The 25246-nt window shown below is 50.1% G+C and carries 22 protein-coding genes; 11 read left to right on the top strand and 11 right to left on the bottom strand.

What is annotated here, in order from left to right:
* Positions 1-3: 3 nt before the first annotated feature.
* From LG219_RS14770 to lptF, 5 genes are all read right to left on the bottom strand, one after another.
* Positions 4-771, bottom strand: a complete 768-nt coding sequence (locus LG219_RS14770) for a type II secretion system protein (protein WP_226765215.1) — start codon at positions 769-771, stop codon at positions 4-6.
* Entirely contained in the window at positions 762-2102 is a 1341-nt protein-coding gene (locus tag LG219_RS14765) for a hypothetical protein (protein ID WP_226765214.1), read from the bottom strand. The genes LG219_RS14770 and LG219_RS14765 overlap by 10 nt, the downstream gene beginning before the upstream one ends.
* A 125-nt stretch (positions 2103-2227) precedes the next feature.
* Positions 2228-3241, bottom strand: coding sequence for a UDP-glucose 4-epimerase GalE (gene galE, locus LG219_RS14760; RefSeq protein WP_226765213.1), 1014 nt, complete (start codon positions 3239-3241; stop codon positions 2228-2230).
* Between the two features lie 62 nt (positions 3242-3303).
* Positions 3304-4377, bottom strand: coding sequence for an LPS export ABC transporter permease LptG (gene lptG, locus LG219_RS14755; protein ID WP_226765212.1), 1074 nt, complete (start codon positions 4375-4377; stop codon positions 3304-3306).
* Positions 4378-4381: 4 nt separating this feature from the next.
* Entirely contained in the window at positions 4382-5443 is a 1062-nt protein-coding gene (gene lptF, locus LG219_RS14750) for an LPS export ABC transporter permease LptF (protein ID WP_226765211.1), read from the bottom strand.
* A gap of 111 nt (positions 5444-5554) precedes the next feature.
* Here lptF and LG219_RS14745 point away from each other — a divergent pair, with 111 nt between their 5' ends.
* From LG219_RS14745 to LG219_RS14730, 4 genes are all read left to right on the top strand, one after another.
* Positions 5555-7024, top strand: a complete 1470-nt coding sequence (locus LG219_RS14745) for a leucyl aminopeptidase (RefSeq protein ID WP_226765210.1) — start codon at positions 5555-5557, stop codon at positions 7022-7024.
* 45 nt (positions 7025-7069) lie between these two features.
* Positions 7070-7525, top strand: coding sequence for a DNA polymerase III subunit chi (locus LG219_RS14740; RefSeq protein WP_226765209.1), 456 nt, complete (start codon positions 7070-7072; stop codon positions 7523-7525).
* On the top strand, positions 7497-8516 hold the full coding sequence (locus tag LG219_RS14735) for a hypothetical protein (protein WP_226765208.1): 1020 nt from the start codon (positions 7497-7499) through the stop codon (positions 8514-8516). The genes LG219_RS14740 and LG219_RS14735 overlap by 29 nt, the downstream gene beginning before the upstream one ends.
* A 155-nt stretch (positions 8517-8671) precedes the next feature.
* Positions 8672-9304 carry a LysE family translocator gene (locus LG219_RS14730; protein WP_226765207.1) on the top strand — a complete coding sequence of 211 codons (633 nt, stop codon included), beginning with the start codon at positions 8672-8674 and terminating at the stop codon, positions 9302-9304.
* A gap of 160 nt (positions 9305-9464) precedes the next feature.
* On the opposite strand, the gene LG219_RS14725 is transcribed toward LG219_RS14730, so the two are convergent.
* Positions 9465-10013, bottom strand: coding sequence for a TetR/AcrR family transcriptional regulator (locus LG219_RS14725; protein WP_226765206.1), 549 nt, complete (start codon positions 10011-10013; stop codon positions 9465-9467).
* 108 nt (positions 10014-10121) lie between these two features.
* Here LG219_RS14725 and LG219_RS14720 point away from each other — a divergent pair, with 108 nt between their 5' ends.
* Complete coding sequence (locus tag LG219_RS14720) at positions 10122-10622, top strand: HPP family protein (RefSeq protein WP_226765205.1); 501 nt, start codon at positions 10122-10124, stop codon at positions 10620-10622.
* A gap of 142 nt (positions 10623-10764) precedes the next feature.
* Here the strand turns inward: LG219_RS14720 and LG219_RS14715 are convergent, their stop codons facing one another.
* The gene (locus tag LG219_RS14715) at positions 10765-13611 is read right to left on the bottom strand and encodes a glycosyl hydrolase family 18 protein (protein ID WP_284691704.1); all 2847 of its coding nucleotides are present in this window, start codon (positions 13609-13611) and stop codon (positions 10765-10767) included.
* Between the two features lie 281 nt (positions 13612-13892).
* On the opposite strand from LG219_RS14715, the gene LG219_RS14705 reads away from it, so the two are divergent.
* Positions 13893-16712: a valine--tRNA ligase gene (locus LG219_RS14705; RefSeq protein ID WP_226765204.1), complete on the top strand. Its 2820-nt coding sequence runs from the start codon at positions 13893-13895 to the stop codon at positions 16710-16712.
* A 71-nt stretch (positions 16713-16783) separates the two neighbouring features.
* On the opposite strand, the gene LG219_RS14700 is transcribed toward LG219_RS14705, so the two are convergent.
* Positions 16784-17212 (bottom strand): hypothetical protein, encoded by a 429-nt coding sequence (locus LG219_RS14700; RefSeq protein WP_226765203.1) that lies wholly within the window; start codon positions 17210-17212, stop codon positions 16784-16786.
* Positions 17213-17327: 115 nt separating this feature from the next.
* On the opposite strand from LG219_RS14700, the gene LG219_RS14695 reads away from it, so the two are divergent.
* Genes LG219_RS14695 through LG219_RS14680 form a run of 4 tightly spaced genes read left to right on the top strand, consistent with a single transcriptional unit; the run spans position 17328 to position 19800 of the window.
* Positions 17328-17792, top strand: a complete 465-nt coding sequence (locus LG219_RS14695) for a NanQ anomerase/TabA/YiaL family protein (protein ID WP_226765202.1) — start codon at positions 17328-17330, stop codon at positions 17790-17792.
* 18 nt (positions 17793-17810) lie between these two features.
* Entirely contained in the window at positions 17811-18404 is a 594-nt protein-coding gene (locus LG219_RS14690) for a LemA family protein (RefSeq protein ID WP_226765201.1), read from the top strand.
* The gene (locus tag LG219_RS14685; protein WP_226765200.1) at positions 18404-19297 is read left to right on the top strand and encodes a TPM domain-containing protein; all 894 of its coding nucleotides are present in this window, start codon (positions 18404-18406) and stop codon (positions 19295-19297) included. Before LG219_RS14690 ends, LG219_RS14685 begins: the two co-directional genes overlap by 1 nt.
* Positions 19297-19800: a TPM domain-containing protein gene (locus LG219_RS14680; RefSeq protein ID WP_226765199.1), complete on the top strand. Its 504-nt coding sequence runs from the start codon at positions 19297-19299 to the stop codon at positions 19798-19800. Before LG219_RS14685 ends, LG219_RS14680 begins: the two co-directional genes overlap by 1 nt.
* Before the next feature lie 136 nt (positions 19801-19936).
* On the opposite strand, the gene LG219_RS14675 is transcribed toward LG219_RS14680, so the two are convergent.
* From LG219_RS14675 to LG219_RS14665, 3 genes are read right to left on the bottom strand one after another with little or no spacing between them, the layout of a single operon-like run.
* Positions 19937-21895 carry an EAL domain-containing protein gene (locus LG219_RS14675; protein ID WP_226765198.1) on the bottom strand — a complete coding sequence of 653 codons (1959 nt, stop codon included), beginning with the start codon at positions 21893-21895 and terminating at the stop codon, positions 19937-19939.
* Positions 21896-21924: 29 nt separating this feature from the next.
* Complete coding sequence (locus LG219_RS14670) at positions 21925-22668, bottom strand: transglutaminase-like cysteine peptidase (RefSeq protein ID WP_226765197.1); 744 nt, start codon at positions 22666-22668, stop codon at positions 21925-21927.
* 1 nt (position 22669) lies between these two features.
* A complete protein-coding gene (locus LG219_RS14665; protein WP_226765196.1) occupies positions 22670-23299 on the bottom strand; it encodes a helix-turn-helix transcriptional regulator in 630 nt (209 codons plus the stop codon).
* Positions 23300-23582: 283 nt separating this feature from the next.
* On the opposite strand from LG219_RS14665, the gene LG219_RS14660 reads away from it, so the two are divergent.
* On the top strand, positions 23583-25246 hold a 1664-nt coding region (locus LG219_RS14660), incomplete at its 3' end, for a retention module-containing protein (RefSeq protein WP_226765195.1).

Genomic DNA, 25246 nt, shown 5'->3' with positions numbered 1-25246 from the left:
CGCCTAGGGTAAACGCTCGGCACTGACTAAGCGGTAATACAAAATTGTCGTGGGTAACCACGTGAGTAAATCATCAAATTCGGCGTCAGGCGTATCTTGTACAAAGCGCGGCGTCGATCCATCGGCGATGGCATCGCGGTTTTCTAGCTCATCGGCGCTGCTCCCTACCCCATTGGGGCCGCCGGAAAAAACCACCGCGGCCGCATCATCAATGCGTTTAATCGCGCTCACCGCCAGCCCATCACGGCGACTGGCGGAATAGACGGCGATCTTCCCCGGTGTAGCCAAAGTAAAACACGGCTTCATCGCCGAGCTGCCACAATTGGGCGTACCGGCATCGTCTCGGCCGGCCAAATCATTGGCATAACTACTGCCAGCTCCGCCCGTGGTCGACGTTGTCAACTGATATTGCAAACGGCCACCCCACGCATCCAATTCAGGCAAACCCAAGTCTTGCCATGGCAAATCACCAAACACCAAGCTGCAGCGATAGGCATTAGCCCCTGCGCCATTACGCGCTTCTTTGCCGGCATTGGCCGCAGTATTGGCCAAGGTCGGATCCGCTGGGCAGGGCAAACGATTATTGCTTAACGCAAAACCAATCAGCGCCTCATTGGCGGCGCGCAACATCTGCTGTGTTTCGTTCCAACGGCGTTGGCTGATTTGTACATTGAGCGCTCCCAAACCAGCAGCCATCAAAATACCGATAATCAGCAAAACAATCGCCATCTCCAGCAGCGAAAACCCCGCCTTGTTATGCCTCATGAGCATGATTTTTTCCTTGCGCTACAGACGCCTAAGCGGCAGAGATACAGCACATCATTACTACTGCATGACGGGCTGACGTACTGCCTGTCTAGCGGGTTGAGCCAATGCGTTTGATTTTGGCTATCGTCCAAATACAGCGCTAAATCAGAGCTGGCATTGGCGGCCAAATTCGGGCTAGGCGCTAAATTATTCGCGCGAGGCACTCGGCTCGCGCCCGGGACAATCAAAATCGCCTCGATGCTGGCATCGACCACGCCATCGAGCACAAAAGGGGCCGCGCAACTATCACCTTGCTTAACCGCATAAAACACCGCCCGATGCCAAATATTTTGTAAAAACCACTGCGCCAAACCATTGCTTGCGGCTAGCGGGAACACCCCTTGCCCAGTCCAACTATCGCTGGCGCGGGGCAAAATGCCAGCGCATAAATTTGCTTGGCTAGCGCAAGACAAAGACGTGGTATCGGGTTTATTACTGCGGCAACTGGCATCGGCCAGCAGATTGGCGGGATAAGGATAAGGCGCGGGCGTTGATACGGGTAAACTCGGCACAGCAATTTGATACGCCTGCCAATAGCGCTTTAATTGGGCCGCCGCCTCGAGCGTCAATCGATGCGTGGTGCGATCAATCAATTCTCGTCCAGTAATCACGCCAACTTGATCATTAAACGTCTCACTCCAATCCGCAGCAATATAAGGCCCACCCAAGGTCGCATTATTTTGTCCCTGACTGCCTTCCAAATATTGATTCACCGCCCACGGCGCAGCGCGCACTTGATCATTTAGCGGGGCACCCGCAGCAAAAATCAGCGCCGCTGGCGCTTGACCATTATCACTGTGCTGCGTGACGCCGTCAGCAGCATAGAGCGACAAATTGGCAAAACTATCGCTATTCACGCGCCGAGCTTGGGTGGCGCTGGAACGCACGGCAAAAGCCAAATCAACGACATACCACAATGGCTGGCCATCGCCATCTAGCAGCTTAGAGATGCCCAGTGTTTTCCACGGCAATAAGCCAATGCGGTTGGCGGCATTGCTGCCATCACAATTAGCAATCGACACGCCCTCTAGCGCGCCACTGGCGCCAACTGCGGCCGGACAAGGTAATTCTGCTGGGCTCAAAGCGCGCCCGCCTGATGTGCCGTCGCGGCTCAATGACCACGCCAGCAGCACTTGTCGGGCGGTGGCAATGGCGAAACGACTGTTGTCACGGCGCTCATCAGGTCGATAACGCATTTGCGCCACAAGGGTTGAAGCCATCACCAAAACCATGAGCAGCATCAGCACCAGCAGCGCTGCGCCAGCTTGCTTATGGTTTTTTTTCTGACAATACATGGGCGGCTCGCCTGTTTATTTTAGCAAGCTTAAACCATAGAATACGCGGCATAAAAAAACACCCCAATGGGTATTGGGGTGTAGGTTTTTGTAGATGCGGCCTAGCGGGCTATACCCTCTATGACTTAATCAGGAAAGCCATTTGGATTTTGGCTTTGCCAGCGCCAGCTATCATTACACATGTCTTGCAAGGTTTTTTCTGCGCGCCAGCCCAGTTCAGCCAATGCTTTACTCGGATCGGCATAACAGGTGGCAATATCGCCCGCGCGGCGCTCAACAATCGCATAAGGCACCGAATTACCACTGGCCAGCTCAAACGCTTTCACCATATCGAGTACCGAATAACCAACGCCAGTGCCTAAACTCACCGTGATATTGCCCGGTTGGGTTTCGAGTTTTTGTAGCGCTTTCACATGGCCAATCGCTAGATCCACCACGTGAATATAATCTCGCACCCCGGTGCCATCTGGCGTGGCATAGTCGCCACCAAATACTGACAATTGCGCGCGTTTTCCCACTGCAACTTGCGCCACAAATGGCATCAGATTATTCGGAATCCCTTGTGGATCTTCACCAATCAAGCCCGATTCATGCGCGCCAACCGGATTAAAATAACGCAGCAAGGCGATATTCCATTCTGGCTCGGCAACGCGTAAATCGCGCAAGATGTCTTCCACCATCAATTTGCTGCGGCCATACGGATTGGTCGCCGACAGCGGGAAATCTTCTAAAATCGGCACCGCATGAGGGTCGCCGTAGACTGTTGCGCTGGATGAAAACACCAGGTTTTTAACATTCGCGGCCTTCATCGCATCGAGTAAACGCAAAGTGCCAACAACATTATTGTCGTAATACGCCAGCGGTTTGGCGACCGATTCACCCACGGCTTTCCAACCGGCAAAATGCACCACCGCGCTAAAAGACCAGCGCGCAAAAACGGCATCGAGGGCTGCGCGATCACGCACATCGGCTTTAACCCATTCAATGGCTTGGCCAGTAATAGTTTGCAAGCGCTCAAGCACTTCAGGTTTGGCGTTATTAAAATTATCTAAAATGACCGGTTTAAAACCTGCTTTGACCAATTCAATATAGGTATGTGAGCCGATATAGCCCGCACCGCCGGTTAGCAAGATATACATCGATATTTCCTAAATATTTAAACTCAATTTGATCAGCAAAAGAACACAGGCTGCGCCAGCAATTAGCTACGCTCTTGCCGCCACAAGAAAAACATGGCCATGCTCAATAACACCAGCGTAGGAAATCCAGCAGCCAGTACCGCTGGCAAGTTATACAGCTCGCCAACATAAGTCACCAACTGGCTACCAAAGTTAAAGCTCACTCCCAATAAAATCCCGAGGAAAATTTTAACGCCGACATTCCCCGCCCGACGTTGTGCCAACGCAAACGGCAGTGCAATCAGCATCATCGATAAGCAGGCTAGGGGATAAAACAATTTGCCCCAAAAGGCTAATTTATAGCGCTGGGTACTTTGTTTATTGTTTTCCAGATGGCGAATATAGGTATTGAGCGCGTCGACTGACATTTCTTGCGGCTTGACCATTAACACCGCCAACATATCGGGATTAACCGAGCTTTGCCAAACCTGCTCTTTGATGGGGGTCACTTGCACTTTCGGCTCGGAGAAATCAGTACGCTGCACATCCGTGAGTTGCCAGCTGCCATCTTTTTGGTATTTGGCTTTATTGGCGTCCAGGATATAAGCGAGCTTTGCGCCGTCACCCAGCTGATAAATCCGCACATTTTCCAGCGTCATATCTGGATTCATTACCGAAACATTGATGATTTGCTTTTCATCTTTGACCCAGACACCCGACTGAAATTTGCCCAGCAACACCGATTGCTTGGCCTCAATTTGATAGCGCTTGGCGGCCTCAGAACTGATCGGCGCCAGATATTCGCCCAATAGATAAGTCAGTACCGCATAGCTGGCACCACACACAATCAACCAAGCGCACAGGCGCAGAATCGACACCCCAGCGGTCCGCATTACGGTAATTTGCGAGGTATCGGCCATGCCAGACAGTGCAAAGATACTGCCAATTAACACCGCAACGGGCAGCAATTGATACAAACGACTGGGCAACGTGAGTAGGACATAGATCAAGGCATCTTTGAGCATATAGCCTTCTTTGCCCACGTCGCGCAGCTCGCCAATCATGTCAAAAAAGATAAAAATACCAGTTAACACCACCAGCGTAATTAGCACATAGCCAAACACAGCGCCAAATATATAACGACCTAATCGACTCATGACCTTAACCTCGAACGCGGCTGCGCCACCAGAATAAACCGATGGTCAGTAAAGCCACCAAACCATGCAAAGGCCACATCCCGATTTGTGGTGAAATTTTGCCCACTGCAATCCAAGCTTGCATCACATTAATGCCATTGTAATAACCAAATGCCAATAAAGCGGCAATCACCAAATGAAAGCCGCGGCCACCACGAGGATTAGAAAACGCTAACGGAATCGCGGCCAACATCAATAAAAAGGCCTGAATCGGCAACGCCATTCGCCAAGCCAACTCGGCCTGATATTCCCGCGAATCACTGCCCCATAATTTGGCGGTACTCATCGCCGAAGTCGCTGGATTCACCACCACTGGCGACGGGTCTTCAACACGAACGCGACCTTCTTTGAAGGTTAAAATATCGTATTCTGGCGAGCCGCCGGGGGCTTTATAAGCGGTAGCGTCTTTGAGCCACATCCAACGATCGCCCATCTCATCTACAAACATCCCGCCTTGCTCGGCCAGCACAGTGGAGATTTTGCCGTCTTGGCGAATTTGCACAAAGACGTTTTCGCCCTCATTACGATCACCGGAGAAGTTTTCAATAAAATACACCCGGTCAGCACCGCGTGATTCACGAAAAATCCCCGGAGACACTTGTGAGACTTCTTCGTTTTTTAAACTGGCATCGCGATATTCTCGTCCTTTAAGCTGCGCCCACGGCGAGACATACAGAGCTAGCAAGGCGATTAAAATCACCACCGGCACGCCCATTTGCATGACCGGTAAAATAAAGCTGCGAATCGAGCGTCCAGCCGCAAACCACACCACCATTTCGTGGTCTTTCCACAATCGGGTGAGCACCGTCAAAATGGCGATAAACAGCATTAAAGAAAATAAAATCGGGAAATAACGAATCGCAGCAAAGCCCATCACCGCCCAAACAGCCGACGACGCTAATGCGCCAACCGCGGCTTCTCCAAGCAAACGAACGACTTGCGAGGTCATGACAATGACCAATAAAACCACGAATAGCCCAAATGCCACCCAGGTCATTTCATGAATAAGTGTTTTTCGAAACAGCATGGCGTATTTTAATCTGTCTTTTGACTTGGCCCGAGGGTCAGTGAATAATCAGCGAACTCGAGCAAGATTTGCTCAATGTCTATTAGCGCAAGACCCAATAAGGAGTCCCCCGTGGAATTTACCATAGTTTCCCCTGCCCCCGAGCATGCAGATTGCGTCGTATTACCCGTTCTAGGCGAAAAATTACCCAGCTTTGCCAAAGAGCTGGATATTAGCTGCGGCCATTTATTCACCACGGCGATCCAAGATGGCGAATTAGCCGCCAAAGTCGGCAGCACGGTTTTACTCGGCCTACCTGTCAGTTTGGGCTATAAGCGTGTGTTATTAGTACAACTGGGTAAAGAACCCAATATCAAAGCGGTTCGTGATGCCAGCCGCGCCATTGCCAAGGCCTTGTTGGCCAGCAAAAACAAAACCGTTTGCTTAGCGCTGTCATTAGCGCAGTTTAAAAAACAAGACAACGAAATCCTCGCCCAAGAATTAGTCCAAGCGTTAATGCTGGAAGCCTATCGTTTTGAGCAGTTTAAATCTGAGCCAGCCCCCGCGGCCACACTCGAAATCGTGAGCTTGGTCGCACCAAAAAAAACCGACATCGAGCCCATCGAAGCCGGTTTAGTGTATGGCCTAGGTATTGGCCACGGCATGAATCTCACTCGGGACTTGGGCAACTTACCCCCGAATGTGTGTACGCCAAGCTACTTGGCCGCCACCGCACAACATTTAGCCCACACCTATGATTTCTCTTGCCATGTGTTAGAGCAACCCGAACTCGAAGCACTCAAAATGGGCTCTTTCCTCTCGGTTGCCAAAGGCTCAATCGTGCCACCACAATTTATTGTGATGGAATACCGCAATGCCGATAAAAAAGTCGCACCAACAGTGTTAGTCGGCAAAGGGATTACTTTTGATTCTGGTGGTATTTCACTCAAGCCTGGCGAAGGCATGGACGAAATGAAATACGATATGTGCGGCGCCGCCACCGTGCTCGGCGTGTTCCGTGCCGTTGCCGAGCTCGACCTCAAAATCAATTTAGTCGGCGTGATTCCAGCGTGTGAAAACATGCCCAATGGCAACGCCGTCAAGCCCGGTGATATTGTCACCAGCATGAGCGGACAAACCATTGAAATCCTCAATACCGATGCCGAAGGCCGTTTAATTTTATGCGACGCCCTCACCTATGTTGAGCGCTTTGAACCGGCCGCCGTGATTGATATTGCCACACTGACCGGCGCTTGCATTATTGCTCTGGGCCACACCACGACAGGGCTATATGCCAATAACGAGCAATTGGCTGCTGATTTACTCAGCGCTTCACGCCAATCGGATGACAAAGCCTGGCAAATGCCATTGTTTGACGAATACCAAGAGCAATTGAAATCCAATTTTGCCGATATGGCCAATATTGGTGGCCGTCCAGCTGGCTCGATCACGGCAGCAGCGTTCTTATCGCGCTTTACCAAAAAATATCATTGGGCGCATCTGGACATTGCCGGCACCGCGTGGAAATCAGGCGCAGCCAAAGGCGCTACTGGCCGCCCGGTACCCTTACTCGTTGAATATCTACGCGCACAACAAAGCTAACAGGAGTGTCGCGCCGTGTTGTTTTTCAGCACGGCGCAAAACAGCATGACTGAAATTTCATTTTATTTTAATGTGAATAACCGAGAATCCGTGCTATGCCAATTAGTTGGTAAAGCCCTGCTGCAAGGCCATCGCATGTTCATCTTAACCGGCTCAGAAGCAGCAACCAGCGTACTGGATCGCCTGCTTTGGGAAATCCCACCGGCCGGCTTTTTACCGCATTGCCAAGCCGACGCCGAATTTGCCGATCAAACGCCGATTATTATTGATCACCGCGTTGAATTAATCACACCGCGCAGCCTGCTATTTAACTGGACTGAACGTGTAGCCCCCCGCTTTAGCGAGTTTGAGCGATTAATCGAAATTGTCGACAGCGACGAAGCCCTCAAAGCTGCCGCACGCAGCCGCTGGGCCGCGTATAAAACGCAAGGCTTTACCCCCAATGCAACCGACATGCAGGAGCTACTCAACCGTGGCCGAACAGAATCTACCGCTCAATGAAGACACGGTAAGCCCTTTATTTAATAAAATGGACGCCCTCATGGCGCGCCATCGTAGCCCTGCGGGAAAAACTCTGGATGAAATTCCCGTTCTCACCGATCTCGCGCCCAAATTAGCCGACATACCGGTGCTCACCGACGTCATTAGCCAAGCAGAACTACTGCAAAAAATCGAACATATCGAGCGCAGCCTGAACGACGAATCCGCCAGCAAAGCCGTTAGTGAGCCAATTCAAAATCGTGGCATTCCGATTTTAATGTTCTCTACGCTATCTGCTCCCGATAGCGAACTGCAATTTACCCCCCCTCCCCCCCTCGTCAGCCACGAAAAACCCGCAATAGCCATCAGCGGGCCAGTACCAGCGAGCATGAGCGACCCGATTTTTTTTAATCTGCCACGCTTAGATCTGGCCGCCATCGAAGACGAAATTCCGTTAATACCAGCCCGCAAACCGGTCGCCGAGCCCGTTGCCACACCGTTTGAATGTGTGGCCGATGATTTAATCATCGACTTCTCCACCCCAATCGACCCCCATCACCAAGTCAACGCCGAACCAGCTGCTGCAGAACGGATCATCCCCCCTGCCCAAGCCACATCCGAGCCAGCAACACCGCTAGCCATTGAGGCCAGCACCAGCCGCCAGCCCACACGACTAGTGGCCAGCACGCTAGTTTGGGAAGACGACGTCGATAACGATCCGCCATCACTCAGCACCTCACTCGAGTCGCCCAGTGCAAACACACTCAGCGAAGCGGCCATTGCCGATCTCACCGCCATCGTCGGCGCACAACTGGCCGTCGACATCGCCAGTGAAGTTGAACAACTCGCTCGGCAGCATTTCTCTAAACTCATGGCGCAATTTTACGGCGACACGCTGCGCGAACTCACCAGCGACATCAGCCAAGAACTAGAAACCCGCCTCGCGCCAAGAATTAATGAATTAGTCAAACAAGAATTAATCAGCCAAGGGCTGATCCGCGATGAAATTTAAGTCTGGCCAAGTACAATCAGTCGATTAATTTGAGTGATTGTGCATGAATTTAATGCAATACAACTCGCATTCACCGTGGACTTTTCTAAGTGAATCAGATCGCATAGGATCCATACCTGTTCGCTTAAGCATTATTGATTAACAAGGGATAAGCGATGCCAGACGTCTCAAATTTATTAATGTTCGGTCTTCTTGCATTGGGCATGGTTTTAACCCCAGGGCCAAACATGATCTATCTGATATCTCGCTCTATTTGCCAAGGTCGGCGCGCAGGATTCATATCTTTAGGTGGTATTGCTTTAGGCTTTGTCTTCTATATGCTCTGCGCTGCATTCGGCATTACTGCACTTGTCTTTGCAGTGCCCTATGCATACGACGTTCTTCGATTCGGCGGGGCTTTATACCTACTCTATCTTGCTTGGCAAGCGATCAAACCGGGTGGCCGTTCTGCTTTTTCTGTACGCGAACTCCCCGTGGATACACCGAAAAAACTTTTTGTTATGGGCTTTATCACCAACATCGCCAATCCCAAAATAGCCATCATGTATCTATCCTTGCTCCCACAATTTATTTCGCCAGAGCATGGTAGTGTTCTCATTCAGTCCTTGATGCTTGGCAGTATTCAAATTTCGGTCAGCCTCATTGTCAATGCACTGATCGCCATGATGGCCGGTACTCTCGCGAGCTTCCTATCCGGACGCCCGCTGTGGATCGTCGTGCAGCGCTGGATAATGGGTACTGTTTTGGCCGGATTGGCTTTTAGAATGGCTTATGAATCAAGACATTGAAATTCAACAGCTTTGCGCCACTAAATATAAAGGGTATCTTACGCTAAGCCTTTAATTAAAAAGCCTCGAACAAGATACCCTTTAAGAGCAACTTCAAACCAATCATTAAAATAGCCAGCCTAACTACCAGCAACTTCACTTTGCGCAATCAAATTCGGTATTACGATACCCTGAATATTTGCGCGACTGATTTTAATGCAGCCTCAGCCAATGGTGCAGAAGCCCCCATGGTCTGCATTGCAACAATCAATCCCTCACCAATTAAAAACAATTGCATTGCCATTGTTGCTGGATCCATTGCGCCAGCTTGAGCACAAATCACTTCAAGGTAATTCAAGACGCGCAATTTATGCGCTTTGGACAAAACATGCGGGCTAGCGCTATGTTCAGCAAATTCAGCGGCCGCATTAATAAATGCGCACCCACAAAAATTGTCTTCATTGCCCCAATTCGCCAAAAAAGCCACATATGCTTGTGGTCGATCAACAGCCTCTGCGGTCTCAACAAAAGCCTGCATGCGTTCAAAAAACTGCGTATCGCGCAAGTTTAATGCCGCCTCAATTAAGTGGTCTTTGCTCGGAAAATAACGATACAAGGTCCGCTTGGTTACACCAGCAACACGGCTGAGCTGATCAACCCCCGTTGCGTGAAAACCATGCTGGTAGAACTCGTTCAGTGCTGCGTTAACAATTTGGTCAGATGTATTCATAGCGGTCATTTTAATATGAAGATTAACAACAAGTACACCGATCTGTTGACTTGATTGTACACCGATCAGTATCCTAGCTAATCATCTACCTCAAATTGGAATTCGATCATGGCTTTTAAATTTTGCCTGAAATCAAATGCACCGCCAGTGCCATCTATTCAATTTGTATTGATTTCCCTGCTAGGGGCTGTTTTAGCCATTGGCATCACCGCGTGGTTATCAAAAATTTCTGGATTTTCTTGGCTGATGGCGCCATTTGGTGCGAGCTGTGTTTTAGTTTTTGGATTACCTGATTCGCCGTTAGCTCAGCCACGCAGCGTGATCGGCGGCCATTTGATAACCACTCTTGTCGGCTTAACCATGCTGTATGCAGTAGGCGATTTTTGGTGGTCAGAAGCGCTGGCCGTTGGTTTGGCTTTAGCCCTCATGCAAATCACCCGAACAGTGCATGCCCCAGCAGGAGCAAATCCATTATTGGTGATGGCAACTCATCCGGGATTTGGTTTTCTAATTACGCCGGTATTGCTTGGTGCGTTGAGCATTGTCGGGGTTGGATATTTAATGAACAACCTAAGGCAACGCGGTAGTTACCCGCGATATTGGTTTTAATTTTCTAAATGCCGTAGTGCTAGCAGAGCGAAGCAAAATCAAAACCAGACACAAGCCGCACAATTTAAAGGGTATCTTACCCCAAGCCTTTAATATAAAAGCTCAGATCAAGATACCCTACCTTAACAACTAAAAACCAGAATCAAAACTTCCCAATTGGTTTATTGGGTTGTTCTTGCTTGATGGCGAATGTTTTGCCTTTGAGCGTGATTTGGATATTGCTTGGGCCCGAAATGGGCAAGACATACGTCACTTTCACATCTTTCGCTGCGCCAATGGCTAAAGCTGGCAAGGCCATTTCCACGGTGTGAAAATCGCCTTTTAAGCCGCCGATATTATTGCCGGTATGGCCCGATGCCACTGCGGTGATTGCGCCGCCGCTTAAATTATCCGGTGCAGAAACTGGATATTGGAAGCGGATTTTGCCACCCGATGGAATCGCTACACCGGTGTTGTTGACGATATGCAGCGTTGGCGTGATCGGGAAATTATCGTCGCCCATGGGGAATTTATTCAATTCCACACTCACGTCAATCACTTCGGTCGGCGTAATGGCGCTCACCGGATTGGTGCTACTCGCGACGGTATTGCCATAAGGCGCTGCGCTACGGAATTTATCCGCCAACAGACGCGTTAGGCTTGAACCCGGTACGTACTGCCCTTTGCCGCCGTTCAAATTGGCTTGATTGGCATCCCAATCATAATCGCCGGCCAATTCCCAGTTCATCGCGCCGCCAATGCCGTTTTTGATAATCCAGTCGGCCTTGGTTTGCATTGCTGCTTCATCTTCAGTCGAGATAAATACCTTGGTGGTATCGTTCCACAGCCAAGATGCCACGAGCGTTGGATCGTAATACCTTGTGTATTTACCGACGATATTGGCAGCAGACATATTGAACTGGGCGAGGTAATCACCGGCAATGCCTTTTTCTAGATTTTTGGCATGCCACATTGGATTCGAACCGTCGGCTTGTTCTTTACCGTTGGCATCGACGTCAAACCAGATATTGTCGATGCCATACGCGCCAATGCCGCACGGTGCAACCAAGCCCGGTGGGCAAGTTTGCGTGGTGGCATCGCCCCACAAACCGCCAGCACCGCCGCCCTTCACATCACGCCAGCCACGGGTGTAATACGGCACGCCCATATTGATACGGCCTGCGGGCATCATGCCGCGATAAAAATGGTAGGCCCAATCGGTATTCAGATAACCAACGCCTTTGTATTGCGGGTCGTTGTAGATGTTGTAGAACACCAATTCGCCGTCTTTACCATCGTCATACAAGGCGGCATTCGGGCCAACGTAGGGGCTCCAAGTGCCGTGTAAGTCGTAACTCATCACGTTTAAGAAATCGAGGTATTTGGCCGCTTGGAAGGTTTCCATGCCGCGCAGTAAATAACCCGAAGCCGGTACGGCGGCGCTGAGTTGATAGTATTTATTATCTGCAACAGACGCAGCATTGAGTTTTTCACGCAATACACGCATCAATTCGCGGTAGCTCGCTTGCAAGCCTTTTAGGCGTGGCGTAGAAGCCGTCCAATCGAGTGGATTGCCCGCGTCTTTGAGTGAGGTTGGATATTCATAATCAAGATCGGCGCCGTCAAATTGGTATTGACGCAGGAACGCCACCACTGAATCGGCAAAGGTATTAATCCCTGCAGTATTGATTGAGCCATCGGCGTTGGTCGTCATCGAATAAAAACCACCAGACGACACACGTTTGCCATCTGCGCCAAAGTAGCCGCCAGTTTCTGCCCAACCGCCAATCGACACCAGCACGCGCATATTTGGATATTGTTTTTTGTATTTGGCGAGCAAATTGAAATGCCCTTTAAACACCAAGCTTGGATCCATCTCTGCGCCTACAACCCCCGGCCATGTCATATCGGTGGATTCATTGCCTGCCACTTCGGCATTCACCGAAATTTTATTACTGCTATCGATGTGCGCGAAGGCGTAGTTAATATGCGTTAGATTTTTCCACGGAATATCACTGGCCAAATAGCGTTGCTTGCCGTCTTTGCCGGTGCGCCAATTGGTGAAGTAGCCGATATTGCGGCGTTGCAGACCATTGGCAAGTTGCTCACGGCCAGCCGTGTCGTACACCAAGCAATACGGCACATTGGCCACCGCAGACACCGCCATGCCTTCAGGGCGGCAAGCGTCGTTATTCCCAACCGGCGGCGTTGGTGTGCTGCTTGGTGTGGCGGTTGGCGTGGTCGTTGGCGTTGTACTTGGGGTGGCTGTCGGCGTGGTCGTTGGCGTCGCGCTTGGGGTGGCTGTCGGCGTGGTCGTTGGCGTCGCGCTTGGGGTGGCTGTCGGCGTGGTCGTTGGCGTCGCGCTTGGGGTGGCTGTCGGCGTGGTCGTTGGCGTCGCGCTTGGGGTGGCTGTTGGGCTGGTCGTCGGTGTGGCGCTTGGCGTCACTGTCGGCGTAATCGTCGGTGTGGCTGTGGGTGACGATGTTGGTGTTACCCCACAAGCGCCTAAATCTTTCCACGGGCCCCATTGATCGCTGGCCGATGGGGTATTGCCTTGTGTCCACCATTTGGCCTCAAAATTTCGACCGTTATAACTCACTCGCTGACCGCCGTTATAGGTACTGGCGCTATTCCAGACCGCCAAACAATTCCCCACTGGTGCCGCGCTGGTGGGCGTCGGTGTCGTGATGGGTGAAGTCGTTGGCGTCGCGCTAGAGACCGGTTTTGGCGTGGCGATAGCCACTGGCGTTGGTGTGCTCGTTGGGGCGGCAGTACTGCTCGCGCTCACGGCCTCCCATAGGGTTGGCGTTGCTGCCGGGTTCCAGCCTGCGCCGACATACGCAGTATGCGTTGAGCGGGCGGTATAGGTCTTACCGGCATAATTTACCTGCGTTCCAGCGGTATACGTCGTTCCTTCTGCCCATTCAGCAGCAAAAACCCCACTACTGAGCAGCAAACCCAGCGCAACCACCGACAGGCGTAAACGCCAGCCTTGATGTTGATTCATCATCTCTCTCATCCTCGTTTTTATATTTTGACACTAGGGTAATCCCTAGTGTCACCGAGAATAGTCCGCTTCATCACTGACGACAAAACCGGCAAGCACAAATTGGTATTGATACAACAAGCAAGTCAATACAACTTTGTCGGAGCTGTGGATGTTGGCTGGTCATTAGCGCGAAGATTTGCAGTGGTAAAAAAAATATTGCCGCTGCGTTTTTTTTGCGGCATTCCCCATTCGCGCCAAGCAAGCTTTATAATCTACGGTTTCGCTTTAACTGAGCACGCACCATGGAACTCGCCAAGAGCTTCGAGCCACAGAATATTGAATCGCATTGGTACCCGTTTTGGGAAAGCCAAGGCTACTTCCAACCGAGCATGGACCTTGCTCGCGAGGCATTTTGCATCCAATTGCCACCGCCTAATGTCACTGGCACGCTGCATATGGGCCACGCGTTTAATCAGACCATCATGGATGGCCTCACGCGTTACCACCGCATGCGCGGCGACAACACTTTATGGTTGCCCGGTACCGACCATGCCGGTATCGCCACGCAAATCGTTGTCGAACGCCAGCTCGATGCCCAAGGCATTAGCCGCCACGAACTTGGCCGCCCGGCTTTCCTCGAGAAAGTATGGGAATGGAAAAAAGAATCGGGCGACACCATCACCAGCCAAATGCGCCGCATGGGCTCGTCAGTCGATTGGAGCCGCGAATACTTTACGATGGACGACAAAATGTCGACCGCCGTCGTCGAAGCCTTTGTGCGCCTGTTTGAAGAAGGCTTGATTTACCGCGGTAAACGCCTATCAAACTGGGACGCTAAACTCGGCACTGCTGTTTCTGATTTGGAAGTGATTTCCGAAGAAGAAAACGGCCATATGTGGCATATCAAATATCCGGTTGTTGGTTCAGACGAATTCATCACTGTCGCAACAACTCGCCCGGAAACACTCTTGGGTGACGTGGCTGTGGCGATTGCGCCGGACGACGAGCGCTTCTTGCATCTGGTTGGCAAAATGGTTGAGTTGCCGCTCACTGGCCGCCAAATCCCCGTGATTGCTGACGAATACGTTGATAAAGCTTTCGGTACCGGTTTTGTCAAAATCACCCCAGCGCATGACTTTAACGACTACCAAGTGGGTAAACGTCACAACACGCAGCTGATCAATGTGATGAGCTTGCAAGCGACGATTTTGGCCAAAGCGCAAGTATTTAGCTTTGAAGGCGCCAGCCTCGGTAGCCTTGAATTGCCAGCGGCATATGCCGGCATGACGACCGCTGAGGCGCGTAAAGCGATGCTCGCTGATTTGGATGCGCAAGGTCTGTTGCTTGACACTAAACCGCACAAATTGATGGTGCCGCGTGGCGATCGTACAGGCACGGTGATCGAGCCATTGCTGACCGACCAGTGGTTTATGGCCATGACCAAGCCTGCCGCTGATGGCACCAGCATTACCGAAAAAGCGCTTGAAGCGGTGCACAGCGGCGAAGTGCAGTTCGTGCCCAATGACTGGGTGAATACCTACAATTCATGGCTCAACAACATCCAAGATTGGTGTATTTCTCGCCAACTCTGGTGGGGTCATCAAATCCCAGCTTGGTACGACGAAGACGGCCAAGTGTATGTGGCACGTACCGAAGCGGAAGCCGTTGCCAAAGCGGGCGGTAAATCAGTTACACGCGACAACGACGTTTTGGATACTTGGTTTAGCTCGGCGCTGGTGCCATTCTCTAGCCACGGTTGGCCTGAGGAAACACCCGATTTGAAAGCCTTCTTACCCTCTGCGGTGCTGGTGACGGGCTACGACATTATTTTCTTCTGGGTAGCCCGGATGATTATGATGACCAAGCATTTCACTGGCAAAGTCCCATTCAAACACGTGTACATCCACGGTTTGGTGCGCGATGCGGAAGGACAGAAAATGTCCAAATCCGAAGGCAACGTGCTCGATCCGGTGGATTTAATCGACGGTATTGCGCTAGAGCCCTTGCTAGAAAAGCGCACCACCGGATTACGTCGCCCAGAGAACGCGCCAAAAGTCGCCGCCAAAACCGCCAAAGAATTCCCCGAAGGCATTCCAGCGTATGGTGTGGATGCACTGCGCTTTACGTTTGCGTCACTGGCGTCACTCGGTCGCTCGATTAATTTTGACCAGAAGCGTTGCGATGGTTATCGCAATTTCTGCAACAAAATCTGGAACGCGACGCGCTTTGTGATGATGAATGTCGTCGACAAAGATTGCGGGTTAGGGCTTGAAAACAGTCAAGGTGGTGCAGAGCTTGAATACAGCTTTGCCGATGAATGGATTATTTCTCGTCTGCAAGAAACCGAGCAAACCATGACCACCGCGCTCGATACCTTCCGTTTCGATTTGGCGGCGCAAGCGATCTACGAATTCACGTGGAATGAATACTGCGATTGGTATATCGAGCTAGCGAAAGTGCAAACTCAGCACGGTACCGAGCCACAACAACGTGCGGCGCGCCGTACTTTGATTCGCGTACTCGAAACCATCTTGCGCTTGATTCACCCGATCATGCCGTTTATTTCGGAAGAAATCTGGCAAACCGTCGCACCACTCGCGGGCAAGAAAGACACCGAGTCATTGATGATGGCAGCGTGGCCGATTGCAGATGCAAGCAAAATCAAACCCGAAGCCGTGGCAGCGATTACCGAGCTCAAAGCGATTGCCTTTGCCGCACGGAATTTGCGCGGCGAAATGGGCCTGAGCCCAGCGCTAAAAGTACCGATGTTTGTTGAAGGCGGACCCGAGCTGCAAAAATACGCCAAGTATTTGCTGCCATTGGTGAAATTGTCGGAAGTGAATATCGTTGCGAAGTTACCAGAAGGCGATGCACCCGTTGCCGTTGCTGGGACGACGCGCTTGATGCTCAAAGTCGAAATCGATAAAGCCGCCGAAACTGCGCGCTTGAATAAAGAAATCGGCAAAACCAGCGATGCGCTAGAAAAACTCGTCGCCAAGCTAGAAAAGCCCGGCTACACCGAGAAAGCGCCAGCGCATTTGGTCGCCAAAGACCAAGCGCAAGTGATCGAGCTACATGACAAATTGCACAGCTTAAATGTGCAAGTGGATAAATTGAAATAAACCATCCATCGCAAAGCAAAGGCCACTCGCAAGCGTGGCCTTTTTTAATTCATCGCTCAATTGAGCGCAGATTATCGGCAGCGCAAGGTTTCAGAACGACCTTCACGGACTTCGATTTTTTTCAAATCACCACGGCAAAAATATTCGATCTTCGCGGTTTTTTTACGACCATCCGCCGGATCGCCACACCACTGATTACCGGCTTTAAATTCATACGCCGTGCGCCCATTGGCTGAGCGAGCCAAGCGCTGGGTAAAATCACAACTGCCGCGCGATGCACCATACGTTGCGCGTGAAATGCGAATTTCACGATTTTTATTGCCATTGTTCCCATGACCGCCGCCATTCATCATCCGCACGGCCTCACGAAAACCATCGCGAAAACCATCTTGATACTGCGAATTTTTGCCACGTAACATCTGTTCTGGCATCCGTGGATCGGCCGCAATCACGGTGCTCGACAGCAAAACCAAGGCACAACATAGTTTGAGTTTCATCATTGACCCTTCAATTGAAGGGCAAGATCATCAAGTTTGGGTCATAAGAAGGCAAGCGACATAATTACGATACTGTAATATTACAAACACGTTTATTTCAAAATAGAACTCCATCACCATGCTACTTGGCCATTTAAATCATTCCAACGGCGCTTTACCGGCCATCATCGAAACTGCACTCAATTATTTACGTCATACCGACTTTACAACCATGGCAGCTGGCCGCTATCCGCTCGATGGCGAGCGCATGATTGCCATTGTGCAAACGCCAATGACCCAACCTTGGGATACCGGCATGCCTGAGTTTCATCAACGCTATATTGATATTCAATACTTGGTTGCAGGTGAAGAAGTGATTGGCTATTTACCACCCAATCGGGCGCTGAGTCTGAGTGTCGATCAATTGGTCGAACGCGATATTGCCTTTGTGCACCCACAAGACAATGAATCACGGCTAGTGTTAAGCGCGGGGATGTATGCCATCTTTTTTCCCGGCGAATTGCATAAACCATGTCGTGCGCTCAACACGCCGGTAAGCATTAAGAAAGTCGTAATTAAAATTGATATAAACTGCCTTAATTAAATTTTTTAGGAGCACGGTATGAAACGATTATTCATTAGCGGGATATTGGCTTTGTCACTCACCGGTTGCGGCTATAACGCATTGCAAGCCCAAGATGAAACAGTGGCAGCGGCTTGGTCCGAAGTGCTCAATCAATATCAGCGCCGTGCCGATTTAGTGCCCAACTTAGTCAATGTGGTGAAAGGCTATGCCGCGCATGAAGAAAAAGTATTGCTTGGTGTCACCGAGGCGCGCGCCAAAGTGGGCAGCATCCAAGTCACCCCAGAATTAGCCAATGACCCTGCCGCACTCAAGCGTTTTCAAGAAGCACAAGCCGGTATGGGCTCGGCATTGTCGCGTTTGATGGCAATTTCGGAAAAATATCCCGACCTCAAAGCCAATGAAAACTTCCGCGATTTATCGGCTCAACTCGAAGGCACCGAAAATCGAATTACCGTCGCGCGCAATCGCTATATCCAAGACGTGAAAGCCTTTAATACCACCGCGCGCACCTTCCCGAACAACCTCACCGCAAAAGTGTTTGGTATTGAAGTGAAGCCCAACTTTAGCGTTGAAAACGAAAAAGCCATTTCAAGCGCGCCAACGGTGGACTTTAGTGGCGAGAAAAAATAATGCAGCGCCGCTGCCAATTATTGATCTATATCCTAGGTATATTGCTATGCCCTTTTGTATTCGCTGCTAGCATAGCAATACCCCAGCTTAATTCCCGAGTTACCGATTTAACGCACACGCTCAATGCCCAGCAAACTGCAACGCTAGATCAGCAGTTAGCCAGTTTAGAGCAGCGCAAAGGCAGCCAATTGGCAGTGCTGATTGTGCCAAGTACGGGCGACGACAGCATTGAGCAATTTGCGATTAAAGTGGTCGATCAATGGCAATTGGGCCGCAAAAGTGTGGATGATGGCGTGCTGCTGTTGGTCGCCAAAGACGATAAAAAAGTGCGCATCGAAGTCGGCCGAGGTCTTGAAGGTGCGTTGCCGGATGTGGTGAGTAGCCGAATTATTCGTGAGTTTATTTTGCCCGCGTTCCGGCAAGGTGATTTTGTCGGCGGTATCGACGCTGGCGTCGCCAAAATCAGCGCTGTAATTGACGGCGAAGCACTGCCGCCAGCAGCAGCGACGGCACCGGACGCTGCCGCGCCTTTTAAAATCCTTGGCTTAGAGCCATTCACGCTGGCAGGGATTTTATTTGCTGGTTTTATTTTGAGCCAAATCGGCGGTCGCTGGTTGGGGCGTGGCGGTGTAGCGGCAGTGAGTGGTTTTGCCGCCATCAGCACCGGCACCCCGATCGCGCAGGCTTTGCTGCTTGGCATGGGCATGGCACTGACACTGAGTATTGTCAGTAGCCGTTTATTTATCGAACTCATCGGCCTAGTTTTAAGCCATCAAAGCGGGCGCGGTGGCGGCGGGTATGGTGGTGGATTTGGTGGCAGCAGCGGTGGTGGTGGCGGTTTTCGTGGCGGCGGCGGTGGATTTGGAGGCGGTGGTGCCTCGGGAGGATGGTAATGCAAAAATTAAAACGCCTCTGGCAGCATTTAAAACCCAATCGGGCTCTGCAGTATTTTAATCCAGCGAGCCAAGCGACACTCGGTCAAGTGATCGCCACTGCCGAGCAAGGGCATCGGGGTGAGATTCGATTGGTCATCGAAGCGCGCTTACCGATGAGTTTAATTTGGCAAAACACCACCGCACGTGAGCGTGCGCTGAACTGGTTTTCTGATCTGCGCGTTTGGGATACCGAGGGCAATACCGGCATCGTGCTGTATCTGTTACTGGCTGAGCGCCAGCTGGAATTAGTGGCTGATCGCGGTATCGCCAACAAAGTACCGCCCGCGCAGTGGCAAGCCATTTGCCAGCAATTAGAGCGCGATCTGGCGGCCAATCAGGTGCTACCCGGTTTAAGCCAAACGCTCCAGCAATTGGGCGACTTATTGGCGCAGCACTTTCCGTTGCCTGTTGATAGCGAGAATCCTAACGAGCTATGTAATGACCCCGTGATTGTGATTTAAAGCCAAACCCTCAGCCGGCATCATTGGCTGAGGCCGTTCGACTACGATGCAGCAGCAACCGACATTGCCATAGATACATTTCAGCAGGTATATCAACAAATCGCTTACTGAATATAGGCCAGACATAGATACCCCATCAATTAACATTCCACTTCACGACGTCTTCAACGGCAAAGCCTTGGATACCATCGATTCGCATTGCGGCTAATGTTGTCTGCTCGACCGCCGTTTCGACTGATTTGGCAATCACCAACAAATCCAAACCATGAGCAATTTTAATCATCGCATCCATATAAAATTGGTGATCTCGATCGCGATCAATGTGCCGACTAAACGCGCCATCGATTTTGAGGTAATGCACTTTAAGTCGGTTTAAATATGCCAATGAGCTCAGGCCACGACCGACATTATCTAAGCCAACTTGCACCTGCAATGGCGTCATTTTGGCAATAAAGCCAGCTACATCAGCCAATTGATTCATCGCTTCTTGCTCAGCCAGTTCAAAACACAGCCGCTGCGCCAAATGCGGCGCGGCGTTTAAGCGTTCAGTAAGCCAAGCCATAAACTCAGGATCGGCGATAGAAATACCAAATAAATTAATCGCCATCCGAGTGGGTGCCGGCGTTGCGGCCATTTGCGTTAAACAGCGCTCAATCACCAAACGATCAAACTGCGGCAACAAACCGTGCCGCTTGGCCATCGGTATAAATAAAGCGGCAGGGATCAACTCACCATCGATATCCCGAATTCGCGCAAACACCTCATGATGCAAACTCTGTCCATCGAGCGCTTTAACCCGCTGCGTATCGAGCTCAATATTTTGCTGGCTTAATGTGGCTTGCAACAAATCACGCCATTGCGTGGCATTACGCGTTACCAAAGCCGGTTTATCTTGGCCTTCATCCAAATAAACCGCATTACTCCCCGCCGCTTGGGCGGTACGTAAAGCCAAATCCACCTCTGAGAGCCATTCACTACCGGTTTGCGCGTGATACATCACTACGCCAATATGGCCAATTTGCGTATACGGCGTCATCCCTTTTTCGTTGAGCATGGTCAGTTGCTGCATTAAATCGCTGGCAATTTGCGCCACTTGCTCTGATTCGGCGTCGGCAATTAAACAAGCAAATGTATTGCCACTCATTCGCGCAATAAATGAGTCTTCAGCGTTATTGGCTAAACTGGTTTTTAAAATGTCGGCCACGGCCATCAATAATGCATCGACCGACTGAAAGCCTTGTTGCTCATTCAGTGTATTTAAATGGCTCACTTCTAAAAACAATAAAGCACGATAAGCCAAGGCTTCATCAGCGGCTAAGATCTGCCGAAAATGCAAATCAAAATAACGCCGATTGGGTAAACCGGTTAACCGATCGAGATAGGCGTCTTGTCGCAATCGATCAATACTGGCCATTTGCTCGACAAACATTTCTTTGAGCTTTTGCGTCATTTGATTCATTGCCGCAACCACTCGACGCAAATCTAACGTCCATGGCAATGGGCTTGGCGCTGGATATTCCCGATTACAAATCGCCATGGCTTGCATTTCAACCGCGCGTAATGGCCGTAAAACCACGTGCAAAAGACTAATTGCCGCGATTAATGTCAAAATAAATGCGGCCAAAAACCAATAAAAAGCATGCGCACTATTTGCCCATAATGAGGAATAAGCAATCCCTGGATTAGCCGCAATTCGAATTGATCCTACTTGCTGCCAACCATGACTCATCAACGACTCACCGCTGGGCGTTTCTATTGGAAATAATCGCACAAACCAATCGGGCACCTGATTGATATGCAAAGGGGCGACTCTTTCTAGAATAACAATGCCATTCACATCGACAATTTGAATTTTTCGGTAATAGCCACTATCAAATACCGCGTCGAGCATACTTTGTACGATAACTTGCTGCTGTGGATCTAAAATCAAAGGCGATAACTGCATTCCCAATGAGGTTGCTGTATCTTGAGAAATTGTGGTTAATTCTGCAGTCAAAAAATCGCGTGAATTTTGAACACTTAAATAAATGCTACCACAGAATAAAACGCTAAATAATAATACAATCATTAGAATCAACTGTTTTAACAGTGTCATCACATTCTCCTTAAAACCAGCAAATCATTTTAATCATCAAATTCATGACCACGACGCGACATTAATTTCGACCAAAAACCAATATTGTTTTTTCTTGCGCTGGCATTGCCATTACTTCGATCTTTAGCCAACCATAAGCCTTGACCATTAAAACTATAAACAGGCGTTAAATCCGTGCGTAAAGCAGCTTGACGAATTTCTGGTATTAAATTATCTAGAATGAATGGCATTTCTGCCGGCTTAGGATAATAGCTTAAAACCATATGTGCTAAATTATTCGGTCCAAACCCACTGGCTTGTACATAGGTAATGCGGAGTTTATTCTCTGCTAGCCCTAAAGCCAGTAAAGAAAAATACTTAGCAATCGCAAAGTCTTCACAATCACCACGCCCTTTGGCTAGCATTTCAACCGGCGTTGCCCAATAATCTTCTACCCCCCAGTTTTGGGCATCACTGACAAATACAATTTGTTGATTAAAAAAATCATTCACTAATTTTATTTTTTTTAAATCATCGATATTTTTATCACTCGACAACAATACTTGCCAAGCCTCAAGTCTTTGCTTACTTGCTGCACCATATTTTTTTTCGACTTTATCTAGCACCAGCGTGCTGAGTCGAAATGGATCTTCTCCTTGACTATTAGGCAATAAAATAATTTGCGGAAATAGTAAAACCGCAACAATCAGCCATTGCCGCCAAACAAAAACCAGAAATAATCTATTGATCTGCCGCACACAAACACCTATTGTATTTATGCTAAATGAGTACAAATTAAAACTGGCGATTCATAAATAAAGCCAAATGAACTCGGTCCGGAATATTTAATTTAGAAAATATCGTACTTAAATGTGTTTTTACTGTGCGATCTGAAATATTTAATTCACGAGCAATGAGTTTATTTGACTGACCTTGCGCCACTAAATTGGCAATTTTTCGTTCTTGAGGCGTAAGTTGCTTTAAATTTTTATTCGTATCGTTGACTGAATGCGACGCGGTGTAATGCTGCAGTCCTTTTAATAAAAATGGCAATGCGCCAGTTGAAACCCAAATTCCATCGCGCGAGGTAACATCCACAATCACCTGTAAGCGTGCCAACGGCAAATCAGGCGTGCAGCACGCCTTCACGCCGACAGCCAGCCAAGCCAGCTCGGCGTCGACGGATAACTCACCAAATGCCAATAGCAAACATGTCGCTTTAGCCAGATTCATCAAAGACAGTGGTTCTGGCATGGTCGAAAAAATCCGCATATCCAAAATACAAGAGCGTGGTGGATTTAGTAAAAGATCGGCCACTGGCATCATCTCTGCGTACCGAGTTAGCGGTCCTTTGCCAGCCAAAACCTGCGCCCAAAGCGCATGAAATTCAGCATGATTAGAAATGACACAATGTGTCTCAGACATGACTCATCCCGCTGAGTATTGGCAAGAGTACGGGTTTAACCCTAGTACTTGAGGACGATTCGATCGTGACTGTAAGGCCATAGAATCAAGATCATGAGTTAGTCGTGACGCAAAAACTCAATTGCATCATGGCTTGGTATCAAAGCTGCTGTCGCTTTTTATTATCGCACTTGAGTACCGAGCAGCATTGATCGACTTTAGCCTCTTCAATAGTTTAGGTCTAAGCCCTGTGAAATACCAATGACAGCAATTAGGCCGCATTACCTATAGCGAGAATCTCATCATGGCCAAGCAAGCAAATATCTCGACTCATACCATTGCCAGCCAAGGCACCGTGACGCAGGTGATGGGCGAAGTCAAAGTACTCACCGCCGCAGGGCAAATCCATACGCTGCAAGTTGGCGATAAGGTCAATACCGGTGACACCATTCAAACCGGTGCTACCGGCGCAATAGCACTCCAATTTGCAGGGGCTAATCCAATTAGCTTGGGGCATTCTGATTCATTCAGCATTACCAGCGAATTACTCGCTAGCTTGTATCAACCCGCAGTCAGCGCGGCCAATGATGCCGCGAAAATTCAAGCTTTAATCGAGCAAGGCGCCGATCCTACTGAAGTGGCAGCCGCTTCTGCTGCTGGCGCTGCTGGCGGTGAAAATGCAGGCCATAGCTTTGTGGTGATCGAAGGCCCGCACTCTCGGGTACTGATTCCAACTGGATTTCCTACTGAGGGCATTCTGCTTGACGGCAAAAATAGCTATGTTGATCCTGTGATTGGCAATCGAGCTCCGCAGGCGCGAGACGATACAAGCCAAAGCATTAATGGTTCAAATGCGGCTGATGATGGATTAACTGTTCCAGAAGACAGTGTTTTACAAATTCCAAGCAGCCGCTTATTGCAAAATGACAGCGACCCCGATGGCGATACGCTCACCATCATCAGCGTGCAAAATGCCGTCAATGGCACCGTGGCATTAGTGAATGGCAATGTGGTATTCACACCCAATCCCAATTACAACGGGCCAGCGAGCTTTACTTACACCGTGAGCGATGGCCACGGCGGCACAGCCACTGCAACGGTCAATATCGGCGTGACGCCGGTCAATGACACGCCAACGCCCAAAGATGACAACAGCAGCGGCGCGGCGGACGATGCGTTAACCACGCTAGAAGATCAGCCACTTACCATTAACCCTGCGATACTACTGGCCAATGACACCGACCCCGATGGTGATACGCTGACGATTATCAGCGTGCAAAATGCCGTCAATGGCACGGTGGCATTAGTGAATGGCAATGTGGTATTCACGCCCAATCCCAATTACAACGGCCCCGCGAGTTTTACTTACACCGTGAGCGATGGCCACGGTGGCACCGCGACTGCGACCGTCAATATCGGCGTGACGCCGGTCAATGACACACCAACGCCCAAAGATGACAACAGCAGCGGTGCGGCGGATGACGCGTTAACCACGCTAGAAGATCAGCCACTCACCATTAACCCTGCGCTACTACTGGCCAATGACAGCGACCCCGATGGTGATACGTTGACGATTATCAGCGTGCAAAATGCCGTCAATGGCACCGTGGCATTAGTGAATGGCAATGTGGTATTCACGCCCAATCCCAATTACAACGGCCCCGCGAGTTTTACTTACACCGTGAGCGATGGCCACGGCGGTACCGCCACCGCAACAGTGAATATCGGCGTGACGCCGGTCAATGACACACCAACGCCCAAAGATGACAACAGCAGCGGTGCAGCGGATGACGCGTTAACCACGCTAGAAGATCAGCCACTCACCATTAACCCTGCGCTACTACTGGCCAATGACACCGACCCCGATGGGGATACGCTGACCATCATCAGCGTGCAAAACGCGGTGAATGGCACTGTGGCGATTGTCGATGGCAAAATCGTCTTTACCCCTGCCGCTGATTATCATGG

The organism is Deefgea salmonis (assembly GCF_020531905.1).
GTDB lineage: Bacteria > Pseudomonadota > Gammaproteobacteria > Burkholderiales > Chitinibacteraceae > Deefgea > Deefgea salmonis.
Note: the sequence above shows the minus strand (reverse complement) of the source record. Positions and strands in the feature narration are given on the sequence as shown.

What these genes read in the sequence shown, in the direction of transcription:
- LG219_RS14765 (WP_226765214.1), bottom strand. Translation starts at nt 2,102, where the DNA reads ATGTATTGTCAGAAAAAAAACCATAAGCAAGCTGGCGCAGCGCTGCTG.
- LG219_RS14700 (WP_226765203.1), bottom strand. Translation starts at nt 17,212, where the DNA reads ATGATGAAACTCAAACTATGTTGTGCCTTGGTTTTGCTGTCGAGCACC.
- lptF (WP_226765211.1), bottom strand. Translation starts at nt 5,443, where the DNA reads ATGCTGTTTCGAAAAACACTTATTCATGAAATGACCTGGGTGGCATTT.
- LG219_RS14685 (WP_226765200.1), top strand. Translation starts at nt 18,404, where the DNA reads ATGCAGCGCCGCTGCCAATTATTGATCTATATCCTAGGTATATTGCTA.
- galE (WP_226765213.1), bottom strand. Translation starts at nt 3,241, where the DNA reads ATGTATATCTTGCTAACCGGCGGTGCGGGCTATATCGGCTCACATACC.
- LG219_RS14705 (WP_226765204.1), top strand. Translation starts at nt 13,893, where the DNA reads ATGGAACTCGCCAAGAGCTTCGAGCCACAGAATATTGAATCGCATTGG.
- LG219_RS14715 (WP_284691704.1), bottom strand. Translation starts at nt 13,611, where the DNA reads ATGATGAATCAACATCAAGGCTGGCGTTTACGCCTGTCGGTGGTTGCG.
- LG219_RS14720 (WP_226765205.1), top strand. Translation starts at nt 10,122, where the DNA reads ATGGCTTTTAAATTTTGCCTGAAATCAAATGCACCGCCAGTGCCATCT.
- LG219_RS14675 (WP_226765198.1), bottom strand. Translation starts at nt 21,895, where the DNA reads ATGACACTGTTAAAACAGTTGATTCTAATGATTGTATTATTATTTAGC.
- LG219_RS14725 (WP_226765206.1), bottom strand. Translation starts at nt 10,013, where the DNA reads ATGAATACATCTGACCAAATTGTTAACGCAGCACTGAACGAGTTCTAC.
- LG219_RS14695 (WP_226765202.1), top strand. Translation starts at nt 17,328, where the DNA reads ATGCTACTTGGCCATTTAAATCATTCCAACGGCGCTTTACCGGCCATC.
- LG219_RS14680 (WP_226765199.1), top strand. Translation starts at nt 19,297, where the DNA reads ATGCAAAAATTAAAACGCCTCTGGCAGCATTTAAAACCCAATCGGGCT.
- LG219_RS14690 (WP_226765201.1), top strand. Translation starts at nt 17,811, where the DNA reads ATGAAACGATTATTCATTAGCGGGATATTGGCTTTGTCACTCACCGGT.
- LG219_RS14665 (WP_226765196.1), bottom strand. Translation starts at nt 23,299, where the DNA reads ATGTCTGAGACACATTGTGTCATTTCTAATCATGCTGAATTTCATGCG.
- LG219_RS14730 (WP_226765207.1), top strand. Translation starts at nt 8,672, where the DNA reads ATGCCAGACGTCTCAAATTTATTAATGTTCGGTCTTCTTGCATTGGGC.
- LG219_RS14740 (WP_226765209.1), top strand. Translation starts at nt 7,070, where the DNA reads ATGACTGAAATTTCATTTTATTTTAATGTGAATAACCGAGAATCCGTG.
- LG219_RS14770 (WP_226765215.1), bottom strand. Translation starts at nt 771, where the DNA reads ATGCTCATGAGGCATAACAAGGCGGGGTTTTCGCTGCTGGAGATGGCG.
- lptG (WP_226765212.1), bottom strand. Translation starts at nt 4,377, where the DNA reads ATGAGTCGATTAGGTCGTTATATATTTGGCGCTGTGTTTGGCTATGTG.